We start from the raw sequence: 16,015 nt of genomic DNA, 5'->3' as shown, positions 1-16,015 counted from the left end.
GAAATCCTATCGTTTTGGTCGGATAAGTATAGAGGCGGCAGCGCTTGCCGTGGCGTTGGTCTGTGTCAGCAGATTTATTTCTGCAAATCTGGCAGATCGCGATACAACTCCAGTGCCTGTGGATTGGCCAGGGCATCGGTGTTTTTCACCGGCCGGCCGTGGAGGATATTGCGCACCGCCAGTTCGACGATCTTGCCGCTGAGGGTGCGCGGGATGTCAGCGACCTGGATGACCTTCTCCGGCACATGGCGCGGCGTGGTGTTGGCGCGAATGCGCTGGCAGATCTCCTCGCGCAATGGCTCATCTAGCGTCACGCCCTCGCGCAGTCGCACGAACAGCACCACACGCACATCGCCTTGCCAGTCCTGGCCGATGGCGATGGACTCCAGCACCTGGGGCACCTTCTCCACCTGGCGGTAGATTTCCGCGGTGCCGATACGCACGCCGCCAGGGTTGAGTATGGCGTCGGAGCGGCCGTGGATGATCAGGCCGCCATGTTCGGTTTCTTCGGCATAGTCGCCTTGGGCCCAGACCCCGGGGAAGGTGTCGAAATAGGCGGTTCGGAACTTCTCGCCGTCGGCATCGTTCCAGAAGCCCACCGGCATCGAGGGGAAATGCCGGGTGCAGACCAACTCGCCCTTGTCGCCATGAACCGGCTGACCCAGCTCGTTCCAAACCTGCACGTCCATGCCCAGGCCTTTGCACTGCAGCTCGCCACGCCAAACCGGCAGGGTCGGGTTGCCCAGGGCGAAGCAGGAGACGATATCGGTGCCACCTGAGATCGATGACAGGCACAGGTCTGGTTTCACATCGCGGTAAACGTAGTCGAAGCTTTCGTGGGCTAGCGGAGAGCCGGTGCAGAGGATGGTCTTCAGGCTTCGCAGTTTATGGCTTTCGCGCGGTCTGACGCCGGCTTTCTCCAGCGCGGCGATGAACTTGGCGCTGGTGCCGAAGACGCTTATATCCTCGGCGTCGATCAGGTCGATCAAGCGCGTGGGACCGGGATGGAAAGGCGAGCCGTCGTAAAGCACCAGGGTGGCGCCCAGGGCCAGGCCGGATACCAGCCAGTTCCACATCATCCAGCCGCAGGTGGTGTAGTAGAACAGGGTGTCGGTGGCGCTCAGGTCGGTGTGCAGGCCCAGTTCCTTGACGTGCTGCAGCAGCGTGCCGCCGTGCCCGTGGACGATGCATTTGGGCGCGCCGGTGGTGCCGCTGGAGTAGAGGATGTAGAGCGGGTGATCGAAGGATACCGGCATGAACTGCGGCGCGCCGCCGGGCTGGTAGAAGTCTTGCCAAAGAGTCGCTGGAGCAACGGACTCGTAATCAGTAGGGCTGGCCTCGTCGCGTGAGTAGGGCACGATGACCAGATGTTCCAGGCTGGGCAGTTGATGGAGAATTTCGTTTAGCTTGTCGGTCAGGTCGATTCGCTTGCCGGCATAGCGATAACCCGCGGCGGCGATCAGCACCCTGGGCTCGATCTGGCCGAAGCGGTCGATCACGCCCTGGGTGCCGAAGTCCGGCGAGCAGCTTGACCAAGTGGCGCCGAGGCTGGCGCTGGCAAGCATACCCACCACGGTTTGCCAGGTGTTGGGCATGAACGCCGCGACGCGGTCGCCGAGACCGACGCCGGCGTCGCGCAGAGCCCGCTGCAGGCCGGCGACATGGGCGGCCAGTTGCGCATGACTGAGCTGCTCGCGGCTGCCCTCCTCGCCGATGGCCACCAGCGCCGGATGGCCATCGCGGCGATGCAGCAGGTGCTCGGCGAAATTCAGCGTGGCGCCGGGGAACCACTGCGCATCCGGCATTGCCGGGCCTTCGCGCAGCGCGCAGTCGGCGGGGCTGTGGAAACGAATCTCGAAGAAATCGACGATGGCCGGCCAAAAGGCCTCGCGTTGCTCGACGCTCCAGGCATGCAGGGCAGGGTAGTCGGCCAGTTGCAAGCCGTGGCGCTGATTGACGAAACGGCGGAAAGCGTCCATTCGGCTAGCGGCGACACGCTCGGCAGTAGGCGCCCACAGAGGTTGCTGCATGGTCAGTCCTCGTCGTTGCTTGTCGGTACTTCAACCCTAGCGCAAAAGGCTGCTCTGGCCTTGGTGATGTGGCCTGCACATCCGGCCTCCACCTTCTAACGTCAGGCATTTATGAAGTAAGACAGTGACCGCCGCGAAGTGATCATCAGCCTGTAAGGAGCGGCATCAGCCGCGAAAAAATCGCGAATAAATTCGCTCCTACAGGCGAGCGGGTTGACGCTCATACGATTCGTCTGGCGATGTAGCCGGAGGCATCCTGAGCGCCGCAACAGCCGCGGATTTCACGTCTTTGTAGGAGCGGCTTCAGCCGCGAAAGATCGCGAATAAATTCGCTCCTACAGGCGTGCGCATTGACGGTCAGTGATTCGCCTGGCGATGTGGCCGGACGCAATCCGGGCGCAGCAACAGTCCCGGATTTCATCCGGGCGACATCTGTGTAGGAGCGGCTTCAGCCGCGAAAAAATCGCGGATAAATTCATGCCTACACGAATACGCGTTCGCGCTCAGCGATTCGCCAGACGGGCGCGGGCGACGCGTGAGCCGTTGGCCTTGCCGAGCACCTCGCAGATGCGCTGGCCGGCGGCGATCAGCCTGTCCATGTTCACACCGGTTTCGATGCCCAGGCCTTGCAGCAGATACAGCACATCATCTGTGGCGACGTTGCCGGTGGCGCCCTTGGCATAGGGGCAGCCGCCCAGGCCAGCGACCGAACTGTCGAACACGCTGATGCCTTCGAGCAGGCTGGCGTAGATATTGGCCAGAGCCTGGCCGTAGGTGTCATGAAAGTGCCCGGCCAGCAGGTGTCGGGGAATCTCCCGGCCGACGACGTTGATCAGATGGCGGGTCTTGCCCGGCGTGCCGGTGCCGATGGTGTCGCCCAGCGATACCTCGTAGCAGCCCATGGCGTACAGCTCGCGAGCGACACTGGCGACCTGCGCCGGATCGATCTCGCCGTCATACGGGCAGCCGAGCACGCAGGACACGTAGCCTCGCACGCGCACATTCGCGGCCTTGGCCGCCTCCATCAGCGGTACGAAGCGCTGCAGGCTCTCGGCAATGGAGCAGTTGATGTTCTTCTGCGAGAAGGCCTCGCTGGCGGCGGCGAACACTGCCACTTCCTCGACCTTGGCTTCGAGCGCGGCCTCGAAGCCTTTCAGATTGGGCGTCAGGCCGGCGTAGGTGACCCCAGGTTTGCGCTGGATGCCAGCGAATACCTCGGCGCTGCCGGCCATCTGCGGTACCCATTTGGGCGAGACGAAGCTGCCCACTTCGATGTAGCTCAGACCGGCCGCAGTCAGCTCATCGACCAGGCGTACCTTGTCGGCGACGCTGATCGGCTGCTTCTCGTTCTGCAGACCGTCGCGCGGGCCGACTTCGACCAGACGCACGGATAGGGGCAGGCTCATTGGTTTTTCCTCGTATTCGTGCTGCGCCGCGTGGGATTGTCTGTAGGAGCGAATTTATTCGCGAAATCGGTGGCAACGTAGCGATTCAATCGCGAATAAATTCGCTCCTACAACTGCATCGCTTTTCATGTCCACCTTATTCAGCGCGATGGCGGTGGATCGCTGAAGCGTGATCCAACCTATGGCTCCAGCTCCACCAGCACAGCGCCTTCACTGACCATTTCCCCTTCGCGGCAATACAGCGCCTTGACCGTGCCCGCCTCGGGCGCACGGATGCTGTGCTCCATCTTCATCGCCTCCAGCACCACCAGGGCGGTGCCGGCTTCGACCGCCTGGCCGGGCTCGACCAGCACCCGGACGATGCTGCCGTTCATGGGCGCACTGAGGCCGCCGTGCTGGGCATGGCTGGCCTCGGCGGCGGCGATAGGGTCGAAGCGGCTGATGGCGTGCAGTTCGCCGTGCCACTGTAGGTAAAGCGTGTCGCCACGGCGAATGGCGCGCAGACGCTGGCGCGTGCCGTCGATCTCCGCCAGCAACTCTTCGCCTTGCAAGCGGGCTTTGTTGGTCGCACGTACCTTGCGGCTGTCGCCCTGGCAGCTCAGGTGCAGCTCGACCTCTGCTGCGCCACCGGCGCGCCAGCCGCTGCGGGCGGCCCAGGGCGAATGCGGATCATCGTCGCGTTGCAGCGGTGCATCGCTCTGCACCCAGGCATCGGGCGCCAATTGCCAGAAGGTGTCGGGCAGCTCGCCGGGTGCGGGCAGCAGTTGTGGCTGATGGCGCGGGATAAATCCCGTATCCAGCTCGCATGCGGCGAAAGCCGGATGAGCGAGAATGCGACGCAGAAACGCCAGGTTGGTCTTCACCCCACCGATCAGGGTGTCGTCGAGCATGGCGAGCAGGCGCAGGCGCGCCTGCTCGCGGTTCTCGCCCCAGGCGATCAGCTTCCCCAGCATCGGGTCGTAGAAGGGCGAGACGCTATCGCCCTCGGCCACGCCGCTGTCGATACGCCGGCCGTCGCTATTGCCGGCCTCGCGGTACAGCGCCAGGGTGCCGGTAGCGGGGAGGAAATCGTGATCCGGGTCTTCAGCGTACAGCCGCACCTCGATGGCGTGGCCGTTCAGCGGCACCTGCTGTTGGCTCAGCGGCAGCGGCTCGCCACGGGCGACGCGAATCTGCCAGGCCACCAGATCCAGGTCAGTGATGGCCTCGGTGACCGGGTGCTCGACCTGCAGGCGAGTGTTCATCTCCATAAAGAAGAAGTCGCCACGCTCGTCGAGCAGGAACTCCACCGTGCCGGCGCCGACATAGCCGATGGCTTGCGCGGCCTTGACCGCCGCCTCGCCCATGGCGCGGCGTTGCTCGGCGCTCAGGCCGGGTGCCGGCGCTTCTTCCACCACCTTCTGATGGCGACGCTGGATCGAGCAGTCGCGTTCGTTGAGGTACAGGCAGTTGCCGTGCTGGTCGGCGAACACCTGGATCTCCACGTGACGCGGCTTGAGCACGTATTTTTCCACCAGCATGCGCGAGTCGCCGAAGGCCGATTGCGCCTCGCGCTGCGCCGACTCCAGCGTCTCGGCGAGTTGCGCTTCCGATTCGGCGACCTTCATGCCTTTGCCACCGCCGCCGGCAGCAGCCTTGAGCAGCACCGGGTAACCGATGCGCGCGGCTGCCTCGCGGAAGGTGTCGAGATCCTGCTTGTCGCCATGGTAGCCGGGCACCAGCGGCACGCCGGCGGCTTCCATCAGCGATTTGGCCGCCGACTTGCTGCCCATGGCTTCGATGGCCGAGGCGGGCGGGCCGAGAAAGATCAGTCCAGCCTGCTCGATGGCGCGGGCGAAGCCGGCGTTCTCCGAGAGAAAACCGTAGCCCGGGTGGATGGCCTGCGCGCCGCTGGACTTGGCGGCGGCAATAATCTTGTCGATCAGCAGGTAGCTTTCGCCAGGCTTGGCACCGCCGAGGTTTACCGCGACGTCTGCTTCACGCACATGCCGAGCATTGGCATCGATGGCGCTGTGCACGGCTACAGTACGAATGCCCATGGCTTTGGCCGTGCGCATAACGCGGCAGGCGATTTCGCCACGGTTGGCAACTAGCAGGGTATCGATCATGGTCATTGCTCCTGCCAGGACGGTTGGCGTTTTTCCAGGAATGCACGCAGGCCTTCCTGGCCTTCGGTACTGACCCGCAGACGGGCGATGGCGTTCTCGGTATAGCGGCGCAGGGCCGGGGTCAGCTCGCCGCTGCCGACTTCGCGCAGCAGATCCTTGCTGGCGCGCATGGCCTGCGGGCTGTTCTGCAGCAGGTTGGCAACCCAGGCCTCGACCTGAGCGTCCAGCTCGCCAATCGGGAAGCATTCGGCGAGCAGTCCCAATTCGCGGGCACGCTTGCCGTCGAAGCGCTCGGCGGTCAGCGCGTAGCGCTTGGCAGCGCGCTCACCGATGGCCTGCACTACGAAGGGGCTGATTACCGCCGGAGCGAGGCCGATGCGTACCTCGGACAGCGAGAACAGCGCATCCTCGGCGCCGATGGCCATGTCGCAGCAACTGGCCAGGCCCACCGCGCCGCCGAAGGCTGCACCCTGGACGATGGCCAGGGTCGGGATCTTCAGGCCGTGCAGGTTGTACATCAGCTCGGCCAGCTCGCGGGCGTCATTCAGGTTGGCGTTGTAGTCGAGGGCGGCGGCCTGCTGCATCCAGGCCAGATCGGCGCCGGCGGAGAAGTGCTTGCCACGGCCGCGCAGCAGGAGAAAGCGCAGGCTCTTGTCTTCACCGACGGCATCGAGGGCGAGGATCAACTCGCGGATCATCTCGGCGTTGAAGGCGTTGTTCTTCTCCGGGCGGTTCAGCCACAAGGTGGCGAAGCCACGTGGGTCTTTCTCAAGCTGTACGGTGGTGAAGTCGGTCATGGTCAATTCCGGAATCTGCTTTTTGCTTCCTCTCCCATTCATGGGCGAGGGCTGGGGAGAGGGCGCTTCGAGCGTTTAACCCTCTCCCCCCGGCCCCTCTCCCGCAAGCGGGAGAGGGGAGTTGTTCATCACATACGGAACACCCCGAAACGGGTCGGCTCGATCGGCGCGTTGAGGCTGGCCGACAGCGCCAGGGCCAGTACTTCGCGGGTCTGCGCCGGGTCGATCACACCGTCGTCCCACAGGCGGGCGCTGGAATAGAAGGCGTGCGCCTGTTGCTCGTACTGCTCGACGATGGGCTGCTTGAGGCGCCGCTCCTCGTCGTCGCTGAACGGTTGGCCGGCGCGTGCGGCCTGTTCGCGCTTGACCTGCACCAGTACGCCGGCGGCCTGCTGCGCGCCCATCACGCCAATACGCGCGTTGGGCCACATCCACAAAAAGCGCGGGTCGTAGGCGCGGCCGCACATGCCGTAGTTGCCGGCACCGAAGCTGCCACCGATGATCACGGTGAATTTCGGCACCTGGGCACAGGCCACGGCGGTGACCAGCTTGGCGCCGTGCTTGGCGATGCCGCCTTCCTCGTATTTCTTGCCCACCATGAAACCAGTGATGTTCTGCAGGAACAGCAGCGGAATGCCGCGCTGGCAGGCCAGTTCGACGAAGTGCGCACCTTTCTGTGCGGCTTCAGCAAACAAGATGCCGTTGTTCGCCAGGATCGCCACCGGGTAGCCATTGATGCGGGCGAAGCCACACACTAGTGTGGTGCCGAACAGCGCCTTGAATTCATCCAGTTGCGAGTCGTCGACGATCCGCGCGATCACCTCGCGCACATCGAAGGGCTGCTTGGCATCGGCCGGAATCACCCCGTACAGCTCCTCGGCCGGGTAGCGCGGGGCGATGGGCGCGCGGCTGTCGAGTTGGCCGAGCTTGCGCCAGTTGAGGTTGGCGATGCAGCGCCGGGCCAGGGCCAGGGCATGTTCGTCGTCCTCGGCATAGTGGTCGGCAACGCCGCTGGTCTTGCAGTGCACGTCGGCGCCGCCGAGTTCTTCGGTGGTCACCACTTCGCCGGTGGCCGCCTTCACCAGCGGCGGGCCGGCGAGGAAGATGGTTGCCTGTTCGCGCACCATGATGGTCTCGTCACTCATGGCTGGTACGTAGGCGCCACCTGCGGTGCAGGAGCCCATTACCACGGCGATCTGCGGGATGCCCATGGCGCTCATATTGGCCTGGTTGAAGAAGATCCGGCCGAAGTGCTCGCGATCAGGAAACACCTCGTCCTGGCGCGGCAGGTTGGCGCCGCCGGAGTCCACCAGGTAGACGCACGGCAGGCGGTTTTCGCGGGCGATGGCCTGGGCGCGCAGGTGTTTTTTCACCGTCAGCGGGTAGTAGGAGCCGCCTTTGACCGTGGCATCGTTGGCCACGATCATGCACTCGACACCTTCGACCCGGCCGATACCCGCGATCACCCCGGCGGCGGGCACGTCCTCGCCGTACACCTCATGAGCGGCGAGTTGGCCGATCTCGAGAAAGGGCGAACCGGCGTCGAGCAGACGCTTGATGCGCTCGCGCGGCAGCAGCTTGCCGCGCGAGGTGTGGCGCTCCTGCGCCTTGGCGCCACCGCCTTCATGGACGCGGGCGAGCAGGGCGCGCAGTTCGTCCACCTGGGTGAGCATGGCTGCCTGGTTGGCGGCGAACTGGGGGGAGCGGGGGTTGATCTGGGTATGCAGGATGGCCATCGGTGGCGCTCCATTTCGTAGCCCGGATGCAATCCGGGACAGGATTCCCCGGATTGCATCCGGGCTACGCAGGCTTATTTGGTCTCGTTGAACAGCTCGCGGCCGATCAGCATGCGGCGAATTTCGCTGGTGCCGGCGCCGATTTCGTAGAGCTTGGCGTCACGCAGCAGGCGCCCGGCCGGATACTCGTTGGTGTAGCCGTTGCCGCCGAGCAGCTGGATGGTGTCCAGGGCCATCTTGGTCGCCATCTCGGCTGTGTAGAGGATCACCGCGGCGGCGTCCTTGCGCGATTCCTCGCCGCGGTCGCAGGCCTTGGCGACGTTGTACAGGTAGGACTTGGAGGCGTTCATGCCGGCGTACATGTCGGCCAGCTTGCCCTGTACCAGTTGGAACTCACCGATCGACTGCTTGAACTGCTGGCGCTCGTGCACGTAGGGCAGCACCACGTCCATGCAGGCGCTCATGATCCCGGTCGGGCCGCCGGAGAGCACGGTGCGCTCGTAGTCCAGGCCGCTCATCAGCACGCGCACGCCACCGCCCTCGACGCCAAGGATATTCTCCTCAGGCACTTCGCAGTCTTCGAACACCAGTTCGCAGGTGTTGGAGCCGCGCATGCCCAGCTTGTCCAGCTTCTGGTAGCGGGAGAAACCCTTGAAGTCGCGCTCGACGATAAAGGCAGTCATGCCGCGCGAGCCGGCGTTGATGTCGGTCTTGGCGTAGATCACGTAGGTGTGGGCATCCGGACCGTTGGTGATCCACATCTTGTTGCCGTTGAGCACGTAGCGGTCGCCGCGCTTTTCCGCGCGCAGCTTCATCGACACCACGTCGGAGCCGGCATTGGGCTCGCTCATAGCCAGGGCACCGATATGCTCGCCGGAACACAGCTTGGGCAGGTATTTCTGCTTCTGCGCTTCGCTGCCGTTCTTGTGGATCTGGTTGACGCAGAGGTTGGAATGCGCGCCATAAGACAGACCCACCGACGCCGAGGCGCGGCTGATCTCTTCCATGGCCAGCACATGCGCCAGGTAGCCCATGTCGGTGCCGCCATACTCTTCCTTGACCGTCATGCCGAGCAGGCCCATGTCGCCGAACTTGCGCCACATGTCCATGGGAAATTCGTTGTCACGGTCGATCTGCGCGGCGCGCGGTGCCAGCTCGTTCTGGGCGAACTGGTGTACCGAGTCGCGCAGCATGTCGAGGGTTTCACCGAGGCCGAAATTGAGGGTGGGGTAGCTCATGGGGTCACCTGCGATTGTTCTTGTAGTGGGGGCGATTAGGCAGTCGTTTCAGCCAGGGCCGCGAGGCAGCGTTCCTCGGCAGTATCCAGTTCCAGTTGCATCTGCTGGATATCCAGCAGTTGCTGTTCAAGCTGCAGGCGGCGCTCGGCGATCTTGCCCATGAAGGTTTCCAGCTGCTTGCGACTGCCGGTTTCCGGGTCGTACAGCTCGATCAGCTCGCGACATTCGGCGAGCGAGAAACCGATGCGCTTGCCGCGCAGGATGAGTTTCAGTGTCACCTTGTCCTTGGCGCTGTAGATGCGCTCCTGCCCGCGCCGCTCGGGGGCGAGCATGCCTTGCTCCTCGTAGAAGCGGATGGCGCGCGTGGTGATGTCCAGTTCGCGGGCCAGGTCGGAGATTGAGTAGGTGGTTGCCATGATCATTACTCGTTTACCTTTACGTTAACGTAAACCTGTGCAAATCTGACTGTCAATCTCACCGCACAACAAACACAGAGGTTGAGCATGCGTATCGACGAATCCGTATTCCTGATCAGTGGTGGCGCCTCCGGTTTGGGTCTGGCCACCGCCCGTGAGCTGGTCGGGCAGGGCGGCAAGGTGGTGCTGCTGGATATCAACGAGCAGGCCGGTCAGCGGGCCATTGCCGAGCTGGGCGATGCCGCGCGCTTCGTGCGCGCCGATATCACTCGCGAAGAGGATGGCCAGGCAGCCGTGGCGCAGGCGCTGGATGCCTTCGGCGCCCTGCACGGGCTGGTCAACTGCGCCGGTGTCGCGCCGGCCGAGAAGGTCCTCGGGCGCAATGGCGCGCATTGTCTGGACAGTTTCCGCCGTACCGTCGAGGTCAATTTGATCGGCAGCTTCAATCTGCTGCGCCTGGCCGCCGAAGCCATGGCGCAGAACATGCCGAACGCAGGCGGCGAACGCGGGGTGATCATCAATACCGCCTCGGTGGCGGCGTTCGACGGGCAGATGGGCCAGGTGGCCTACGCTGCTTCCAAGGGCGGGGTGGCAGCGCTGACGTTGCCGGCGGCGCGTGATCTGGCGCGTTCCGGCATCCGCGTCATGTGCATCGCCCCAGGCGTGTTCGAGACGCCGATGATGGCCGGCATGCCGCAGGAGGTGCGCGACTCGCTGGCGGCCAATGTGCCGTTCCCGCCGCGCCTGGGCCGGCCCGACGAGTTCGCTGCGCTGGTACGGCATATCGTCGAGAACACCATGCTCAATGGCGAGGTGATCCGCCTCGATGGCGCGCTGCGTATGGCGGCTAAGTAATGGCAGGGCGCGCTGCTGCGTGCCCCTGTGGGAGCGGACTTGTCCGCGCATCTCTGCCTGGAAAGCTTCGCGGACAAGTCCGCTCCCACAGAGGGCTGCTCCCACAAAAGCCTATCTCTGCAAGAACCTGCTTCACGAAGGCTTGCTAAGCAAGAGCCACACTTAGTGATCGATATTCAGGAGACCTTTTCATGCCTATGCCAACCGACCCTGTCGTTATCGTCAGCGCAGTGCGCACCCCCATGGGCGGCTTTCTCGGTGATCTGGCCGGCCTTACCGCTGCGGAGCTGGGCGCTGCGGCCATTCGCTCGAGCCTGGAGCGTGCCGGCCTTGCCGCCGAGGCGGTAGATACCGTGCTGATGGGGTGTGTGCTGCAGGCCGGCCAGGGTCAGGCTCCGGCGCGCCAGGCGGCGCTTGGCGCGGGCCTGAGCCAGGCTGTGCAGTGCACCACGCTTAACAAGATGTGTGGCTCGGGCATGCAGGCGCTGATGCTCGGCCATGACCAGTTGCTCGCCGGTAGCGCCGATGTGCTGGTGGCTGGCGGCATGGAGAGCATGTCCAACGCGCCGTACCTGCTGGCACGTGCGCGCGGCGGCTATCGCATGGGCCATGGTCAGGTGCTCGACCATATGTTCCTCGACGGTCTGGAGGACGCCTACGAGCGCGGCCGGCTGATGGGCACTTTCGCCGAGGACTGCGCGCAGCAATATCGCTTCAGCCGCGAGGAGCAGGATGCCTACGCACTGGAGTCGCTTCGTCGCGCCCAGCAGGCGATTGCGGACGGCAGCTTTGCCGGCGAGATCGTTGCCGTGGAGGCGCCGCAGGGACGCGAGCGGCGCCTGATGGATAGCGACGAGCAGCCGCCCAAGGCGCGGCCGGACAAGATTCCCGGTTTGAAACCTGCGTTCCGCGAGGGCGGTACGGTGACGGCGGCCAATGCCAGCTCGATTTCCGATGGCGCTGCCGCGTTGCTGCTGATGCGTCTGTCCCAGGCGCAGGAGCGCGGCCTGAAACCGCTGGCGCGCATCGTCGGCCATGCCGGCCACGCCCAGGCGCCGAACCTGTTCACCACCGCCCCGGTTTCGGCGATCCAGCGCCTGTTGGCACGTATAGAGTGGCCGTTAGAGACGGTCGATCTGTTTGAGATCAACGAGGCCTTTGCCGTGGTGCCCATGGTCGCCATGCGTGAGCTGGGTATCGCTCACGACAAGCTCAACGTGCACGGTGGCGCCTGCGCCCTGGGTCATCCAATCGGCGCTTCCGGCGCGCGCATCCTGGTCACCCTGCTGGCGGCGCTGCAGCAGCGCGGACTCAAGCGTGGCGTGGGCGCCGTGTGCATTGGCGGCGGTGAAGCCACTGCCGTGGCCATCGAGTTGTACTGACTATCCATACCATTGACCTGTGGGAGGGGCTTTCGGCTCGGGCATCCTGCTTCGCTCTACCTCCTGCATCCATGCAGTCGTAGCCGCGAAAAGGCTCGCCGCTAAAGCGCCTCCCACGGATTGATCGAACCGCACTACCGGAGCCAGCCATGCTACCCAATGAAGAAGAGATCCTGATCCGTGACATGGCCCGCCAGTTCGCCCAGGAGCGGCTGAAACCCTTCGCCGCCGACTGGGACCGTGAGCATCGTTTCCCCACCGAGGCCATCGCCGAGATGGGCCAGCTGGGTTTTATGGGCATGCTGGTGCCCGAGTCGTGGGGCGGCGCCGAGACCGGCCACCTGGCCTACGCCATGGCTCTGGAGGAGATCGCCGCGGGCGATGGCGCCTGTTCCACCATCATGAGCGTGCACAATTCGGTGGGCTGCATGCCGATCCTCAAGTACGGCAGCGAGGAGCAGAAGCAGCGCTTTCTTCGCCCGCTCGCCGAGGGCAGCATGCTTGGTGCCTTCGCCCTGACTGAGCCGCAGGCCGGCTCCGACGCCAGCGACCTGCGCACCCGCGCGCGGCGTGATGGCGACCACTATGTGCTCAACGGTGCCAAGCAGTTCATCACATCAGGCAATCACGCCGGCATGGTCATCGTCTTCGCCGTCACCGATGCGCAAGCGGGCAAGAAGGGTATCAGCGCCTTTATCGTGCCCACCGATACGCCGGGTTTCTCGGTCGTGCGTGTGGAGGACAAGCTCGGGCAGCATGCCTCCGATACCTGTCAGATCCAGTTTGATGAGGTACGCATTCCTGCGAGCCTGCGCCTGGGCGAGGAGGGCGAGGGCTATCGCATTGCCCTGGCCAACCTCGAGGGCGGTCGCATCGGCATCGCCGCACAAGCGGTGGGCATGGCCCGCGCCGCGTTCGAGGCGGCGCGCGATTACGCCCATGAGCGAGTGACCTTCGGCAAGCCGATCATCGAGCATCAGGCGGTGGCTTTCCGTCTGGCCGATATGGCCACGCAGATCGCCGTGGCGCGGCAGATGGTGCATCACGCTGCCAGCCTGCGCGAAGCGGGCCAGCCGTGCCTGACCGAGGCGTCGATGGCCAAGCTGTTCGCCTCGGAGATGGCCGAGCGGGTGTGCTCGGCGGCGATCCAGACCCTGGGTGGCTACGGCTATCTCACGGACTTCCCGGTCGAGCGCATCTACCGCGATGCGCGGGTGTGCCAGATCTACGAAGGCACCAGCGACGTGCAGCGGATGGTGATTGCGCGCAGTTTGTAGCGCGGCGCGGTTTTTGTGGGAGCGGACTTGTCCGCGAAGCTTTTCCAGACAAGGCTTCGCGGACAAGTCCGCTCCCACAATGCCCCCAATACCCCTGGTGTTCCCGAGTTCACTCGAACTGATACTGCACGCCAGCACCGACATACCAGGCGCGTTCCGGGCCGGGCTCGTAGTAGCGGCCATTGCTGTCGCCGACGATCACCGAACCGATGTACTCACGATCCAGCAGGTTGTCGATACGCAGCACCTGGTTGAAGGTGAGTGCGCCGGTCTTCTGCTCGAAACGCGCCTGCCAGTTGAACAGCGCGTAGCTGGGCGCCGTCTTGGCGCTGTTGCTGTCCTCGACGTAGAGCTTGCTGCGATACAGGCCTTCGACGGCGGTGCTGAACCAGTCGACCGGCTTCCAGGCAAGCTCGCCATACAGGGTGCTGGTGGGGATGCCGGGCAAATGGTTGCCGCTCTCGATCACCTCGCCGCGGCTGCTGAAGTCCTTGCTGTAGGTCGCGTCGATATGGGTGTAGGCGAGGTTGGCGCGTAGGGTTTCGCTCAAATGGCTTTCCAGGGACAGCTCAAGGCCACGTCGGCGGGTTTGGGCCGCGTTCTGAAAGGTGTTGCGGCCGCCACTGGCCGATTCGACCACCAACTCGTCATCGGTATCGATCTGGAACAGCGCCAGTTGCAGGCTGGTGGCGTCGGCGAGATGGGCTTTCAGGCCGACTTCGAATTGTTCGCTGGTGGCCGGTTTCAGGTCGAAGCCGAAGGTGTTGTCAGGCCCGGAGTAGGAAAGCTCGTTGAGTGTAGGTGTCTCCAGGCCCTTGCCCCAACTGGCGTAGATATTCACATCCGGCAGCAGCGCATAGCTGGCGCCCAGGGTTGGGGTCAGCTTGCGGTAGGTGACCGAGCCGCTGTCGTCGCCGTTGTCGCCTTGGATGAAATGGTCATCCACCTCGAATTTTACCTCGCTGTGGCGCAGGCCAGCCTGCAGCTGGAGCTTGCCCAGCTGCCAGGCGGCTTGTACATAGGGCGAGAGGCTGGCGACCTCGTTGCGTTCGTCGCGGCGCAGATCGCCCTTTACGCCAAGGGTGCTGCCAACGAAGTTCTCGTAGCCCTGACGATCATCGCGCGAGTAGTCGTAATCCAGACCCGTAGTGACGGTCAGCAGGCTGCTGCCCAGGTCGAACGACTGAATCCAGCGGTTGCCGATACCGTGGAAGCGGCGCTCGAAGTCGATCACCCCGCCGGAGTGCGACGGATTGCCCTGCACCGCAACGGGAATCGACTGGTATTGGATCACCCGGCGCGTACCGCTATAGACCGTGCTTTGCCAGGTGCCGGCAGCGAAGCTGCGCTCGTAGTTGAGGGCGAACTGGCGATGGTCAACGGTCTTGCGCGTATCGAACTGCAGGGCGCTAGGCGCTGCCGCACGGCGGTCGCTGCGCACCTGATCCCAGGTCAGCCCTTGCGGGTCCTGGGTGTCGTTCTGGTCCAGCTCGCTGAAGCTCAGGCTCAGCTTGCTGACATCGTCCGGGTACAGGGTCAGCTTGGCGAAGGTCTTGTCGAGGATCGCGCCGCTGTGGTCGCGGTAGCCATCGGTTTCGAAATGCGAGCGGTTGATGATGAAGCCGGCCTTGTCGTTGCCGCCCTCGGCCGAGACCCGGGTGCGACTGGTGCCGTAGGCGGCCTGTGAGGTGTCGACGGCTACCTTGGGCGCACCTTCGCCATCGCGCGAGAACAGCTGGATCACGCCGCCCGAGTTGCTGCCGTAGACGCTGGCGAACGGCCCGCGCAGCACCTCAATGCGCTCCAGGGTGTCGAGATCGAAGGTGGCCGCCTGGCCCTGGCCGTCGGGGTTGGACAGCGGCACGCCGTCGGCCAGCAGTTTGATGCCGCGGATGCCGAAGGCCGAGCGGGCACCGAAACCGCGTGAGGAAATCTGCAGATCCTGCGCATAGTTCTGGCGGTTCTGCACCACCAGCCCGGGAACGCTGCCGAGCGCCTCGGAGAGGTTGACGCCGGGCTTGCCGAGCGTCGCCTGCTCGGCATCGATACGGTTGACGGAAAAGGGCAGTTGCCAGCCGCTGGCTTGGTAGCGGCTGCCGGTGATCACCAGCTCATCGATCTGGTAGGGCGTCTGGTCGGCCAAGGTCAGGCCCGGCAGCAGGGCGATGCAGGTCAGCTTGAGGCGCATGTAGCGATCCTTTTCAGATTTTTCTTGTGGGTACCGTCTTGCAGGTGCGGTCGGTCATCAATGCGGCAGAGCAGTGGCAGTCTCGGCGCGGCGCCGAGCAGCCAGAAAACCGCTGGAACAACGGACATCCATAGGTCGTGCCAGGTTGGACAAACCACCAGCGAGGCGCGCGCATGCCATACCTGAGTTGCCCCGAAAACACTGGCCATCGCTGGAAGGCTCCCTACAGCTTCGATGTCGGTAATGGTGCATTGGTCGCAGGCCTGCGCCGCGCTGTCTTGCCGCGCCGAAGGCTCTGGATCGAGCCGTGCAGGGTAGCAGGGCAGCCCCGCTGATGTGCCCGCGAAGTGGCTGATTTTGTATCCCGCATTTGCCATGCACTAGCGGCCTGCCGCTGTAGCGTCGCTGCAACAGCTGCAGCGATCGGCGCTACACCTGTTGCGCATCAGTCCCATGGCCCTTCTCCCGGAAAATCCGGCAAGGCCCCGCAAATGCTGGGGCGTAGCGATCGAGGCGGCTCTGGCACAGGCGTTGCTCCAGCACTGGCAAGCCGCGAAATCATGTTCGTGGTCACAACAAGAA

The 16,015-nt window shown here is 64.3% G+C and carries 11 protein-coding genes; 3 read left to right on the top strand and 8 right to left on the bottom strand.

What is annotated here, in order from left to right; genetic code table 11:
• Positions 1–74: 74 nt before the first annotated feature.
• The 7 genes from P3C50_RS05980 to P3C50_RS05950 all read right to left on the bottom strand — a co-directional run bounded on the left by P3C50_RS05980 (position 75) and on the right by P3C50_RS05950 (position 9,731).
• On the bottom strand, positions 75–2,030 hold the full coding sequence (locus P3C50_RS05980; RefSeq protein ID WP_275545247.1) for an acetoacetate--CoA ligase: 1,956 nt from the start codon (positions 2,028–2,030) through the stop codon (positions 75–77).
• 503 nt (positions 2,031–2,533) lie between these two features.
• On the bottom strand, positions 2,534–3,436 hold the full coding sequence (locus tag P3C50_RS05975; protein ID WP_275545246.1) for a hydroxymethylglutaryl-CoA lyase: 903 nt from the start codon (positions 3,434–3,436) through the stop codon (positions 2,534–2,536).
• 179 nt (positions 3,437–3,615) lie between these two features.
• Positions 3,616–5,544: an acetyl-CoA carboxylase biotin carboxylase subunit gene (locus tag P3C50_RS05970; protein ID WP_275545245.1), complete on the bottom strand. Its 1,929-nt coding sequence runs from the start codon at positions 5,542–5,544 to the stop codon at positions 3,616–3,618.
• Positions 5,545–5,546: 2 nt separating this feature from the next.
• On the bottom strand, positions 5,547–6,341 hold the full coding sequence (locus P3C50_RS05965; protein ID WP_275545244.1) for a gamma-carboxygeranoyl-CoA hydratase: 795 nt from the start codon (positions 6,339–6,341) through the stop codon (positions 5,547–5,549).
• A 128-nt stretch (positions 6,342–6,469) separates the two neighbouring features.
• Entirely contained in the window at positions 6,470–8,077 is a 1,608-nt protein-coding gene (locus P3C50_RS05960) for a carboxyl transferase domain-containing protein (RefSeq protein ID WP_275545243.1), read from the bottom strand.
• Between the two features lie 74 nt (positions 8,078–8,151).
• Positions 8,152–9,315 carry an isovaleryl-CoA dehydrogenase gene (locus P3C50_RS05955; RefSeq protein ID WP_275545242.1) on the bottom strand — a complete coding sequence of 388 codons (1,164 nt, stop codon included), beginning with the start codon at positions 9,313–9,315 and terminating at the stop codon, positions 8,152–8,154.
• 35 nt (positions 9,316–9,350) lie between these two features.
• A complete protein-coding gene (locus tag P3C50_RS05950) occupies positions 9,351–9,731 on the bottom strand; it encodes a MerR family transcriptional regulator (RefSeq protein ID WP_059392556.1) in 381 nt (126 codons plus the stop codon).
• Positions 9,732–9,818: 87 nt separating this feature from the next.
• On the opposite strand from P3C50_RS05950, the gene P3C50_RS05945 reads away from it, so the two are divergent.
• The 3 genes from P3C50_RS05945 (at position 9,819) to P3C50_RS05935 (ending at position 13,245) form a co-directional block, all read left to right on the top strand.
• Positions 9,819–10,586, top strand: a complete 768-nt coding sequence (locus P3C50_RS05945) for a 3-hydroxyacyl-CoA dehydrogenase (RefSeq protein ID WP_197859135.1) — start codon at positions 9,819–9,821, stop codon at positions 10,584–10,586.
• 197 nt (positions 10,587–10,783) lie between these two features.
• Entirely contained in the window at positions 10,784–11,968 is a 1,185-nt protein-coding gene (locus tag P3C50_RS05940) for an acetyl-CoA C-acyltransferase (protein ID WP_275545348.1), read from the top strand.
• A gap of 149 nt (positions 11,969–12,117) precedes the next feature.
• Positions 12,118–13,245: an acyl-CoA dehydrogenase family protein gene (locus tag P3C50_RS05935; protein ID WP_275545241.1), complete on the top strand. Its 1,128-nt coding sequence runs from the start codon at positions 12,118–12,120 to the stop codon at positions 13,243–13,245.
• A gap of 109 nt (positions 13,246–13,354) precedes the next feature.
• On the opposite strand, the gene P3C50_RS05930 is transcribed toward P3C50_RS05935, so the two are convergent.
• A complete protein-coding gene (locus tag P3C50_RS05930; RefSeq protein ID WP_275545240.1) occupies positions 13,355–15,433 on the bottom strand; it encodes a TonB-dependent receptor in 2,079 nt (692 codons plus the stop codon).
• Positions 15,434–16,015: the final 582 nt, after the last annotated feature.

It is taken from the genome of Pseudomonas sp. Marseille-Q0931 (assembly GCF_940789645.1).
Lineage (GTDB): Bacteria > Pseudomonadota > Gammaproteobacteria > Pseudomonadales > Pseudomonadaceae > Aquipseudomonas.
Note: the sequence above shows the minus strand (reverse complement) of the source record. Positions and strands in the feature narration are given on the sequence as shown.

Bases quoted from the DNA above. Each gene is read 5' to 3' on its own strand.
- P3C50_RS05980 (WP_275545247.1), bottom strand. From the start codon at position 2,030: ATGCAGCAACCTCTGTGGGCGCCTACTGCCGAGCGTGTCGCCGCTAGC.
- P3C50_RS05975 (WP_275545246.1), bottom strand. From the start codon at position 3,436: ATGAGCCTGCCCCTATCCGTGCGTCTGGTCGAAGTCGGCCCGCGCGAC.
- P3C50_RS05970 (WP_275545245.1), bottom strand. From the start codon at position 5,544: ATGATCGATACCCTGCTAGTTGCCAACCGTGGCGAAATCGCCTGCCGC.
- P3C50_RS05965 (WP_275545244.1), bottom strand. From the start codon at position 6,341: ATGACCGACTTCACCACCGTACAGCTTGAGAAAGACCCACGTGGCTTC.
- P3C50_RS05960 (WP_275545243.1), bottom strand. From the start codon at position 8,077: ATGGCCATCCTGCATACCCAGATCAACCCCCGCTCCCCCCAGTTCGCC.
- P3C50_RS05955 (WP_275545242.1), bottom strand. From the start codon at position 9,315: ATGAGCTACCCCACCCTCAATTTCGGCCTCGGTGAAACCCTCGACATG.
- P3C50_RS05950 (WP_059392556.1), bottom strand. From the start codon at position 9,731: ATGGCAACCACCTACTCAATCTCCGACCTGGCCCGCGAACTGGACATC.
- P3C50_RS05945 (WP_197859135.1), top strand. From the start codon at position 9,819: ATGCGTATCGACGAATCCGTATTCCTGATCAGTGGTGGCGCCTCCGGT.
- P3C50_RS05940 (WP_275545348.1), top strand. From the start codon at position 10,784: ATGCCAACCGACCCTGTCGTTATCGTCAGCGCAGTGCGCACCCCCATG.
- P3C50_RS05935 (WP_275545241.1), top strand. From the start codon at position 12,118: ATGCTACCCAATGAAGAAGAGATCCTGATCCGTGACATGGCCCGCCAG.
- P3C50_RS05930 (WP_275545240.1), bottom strand. From the start codon at position 15,433: ATGCGCCTCAAGCTGACCTGCATCGCCCTGCTGCCGGGCCTGACCTTG.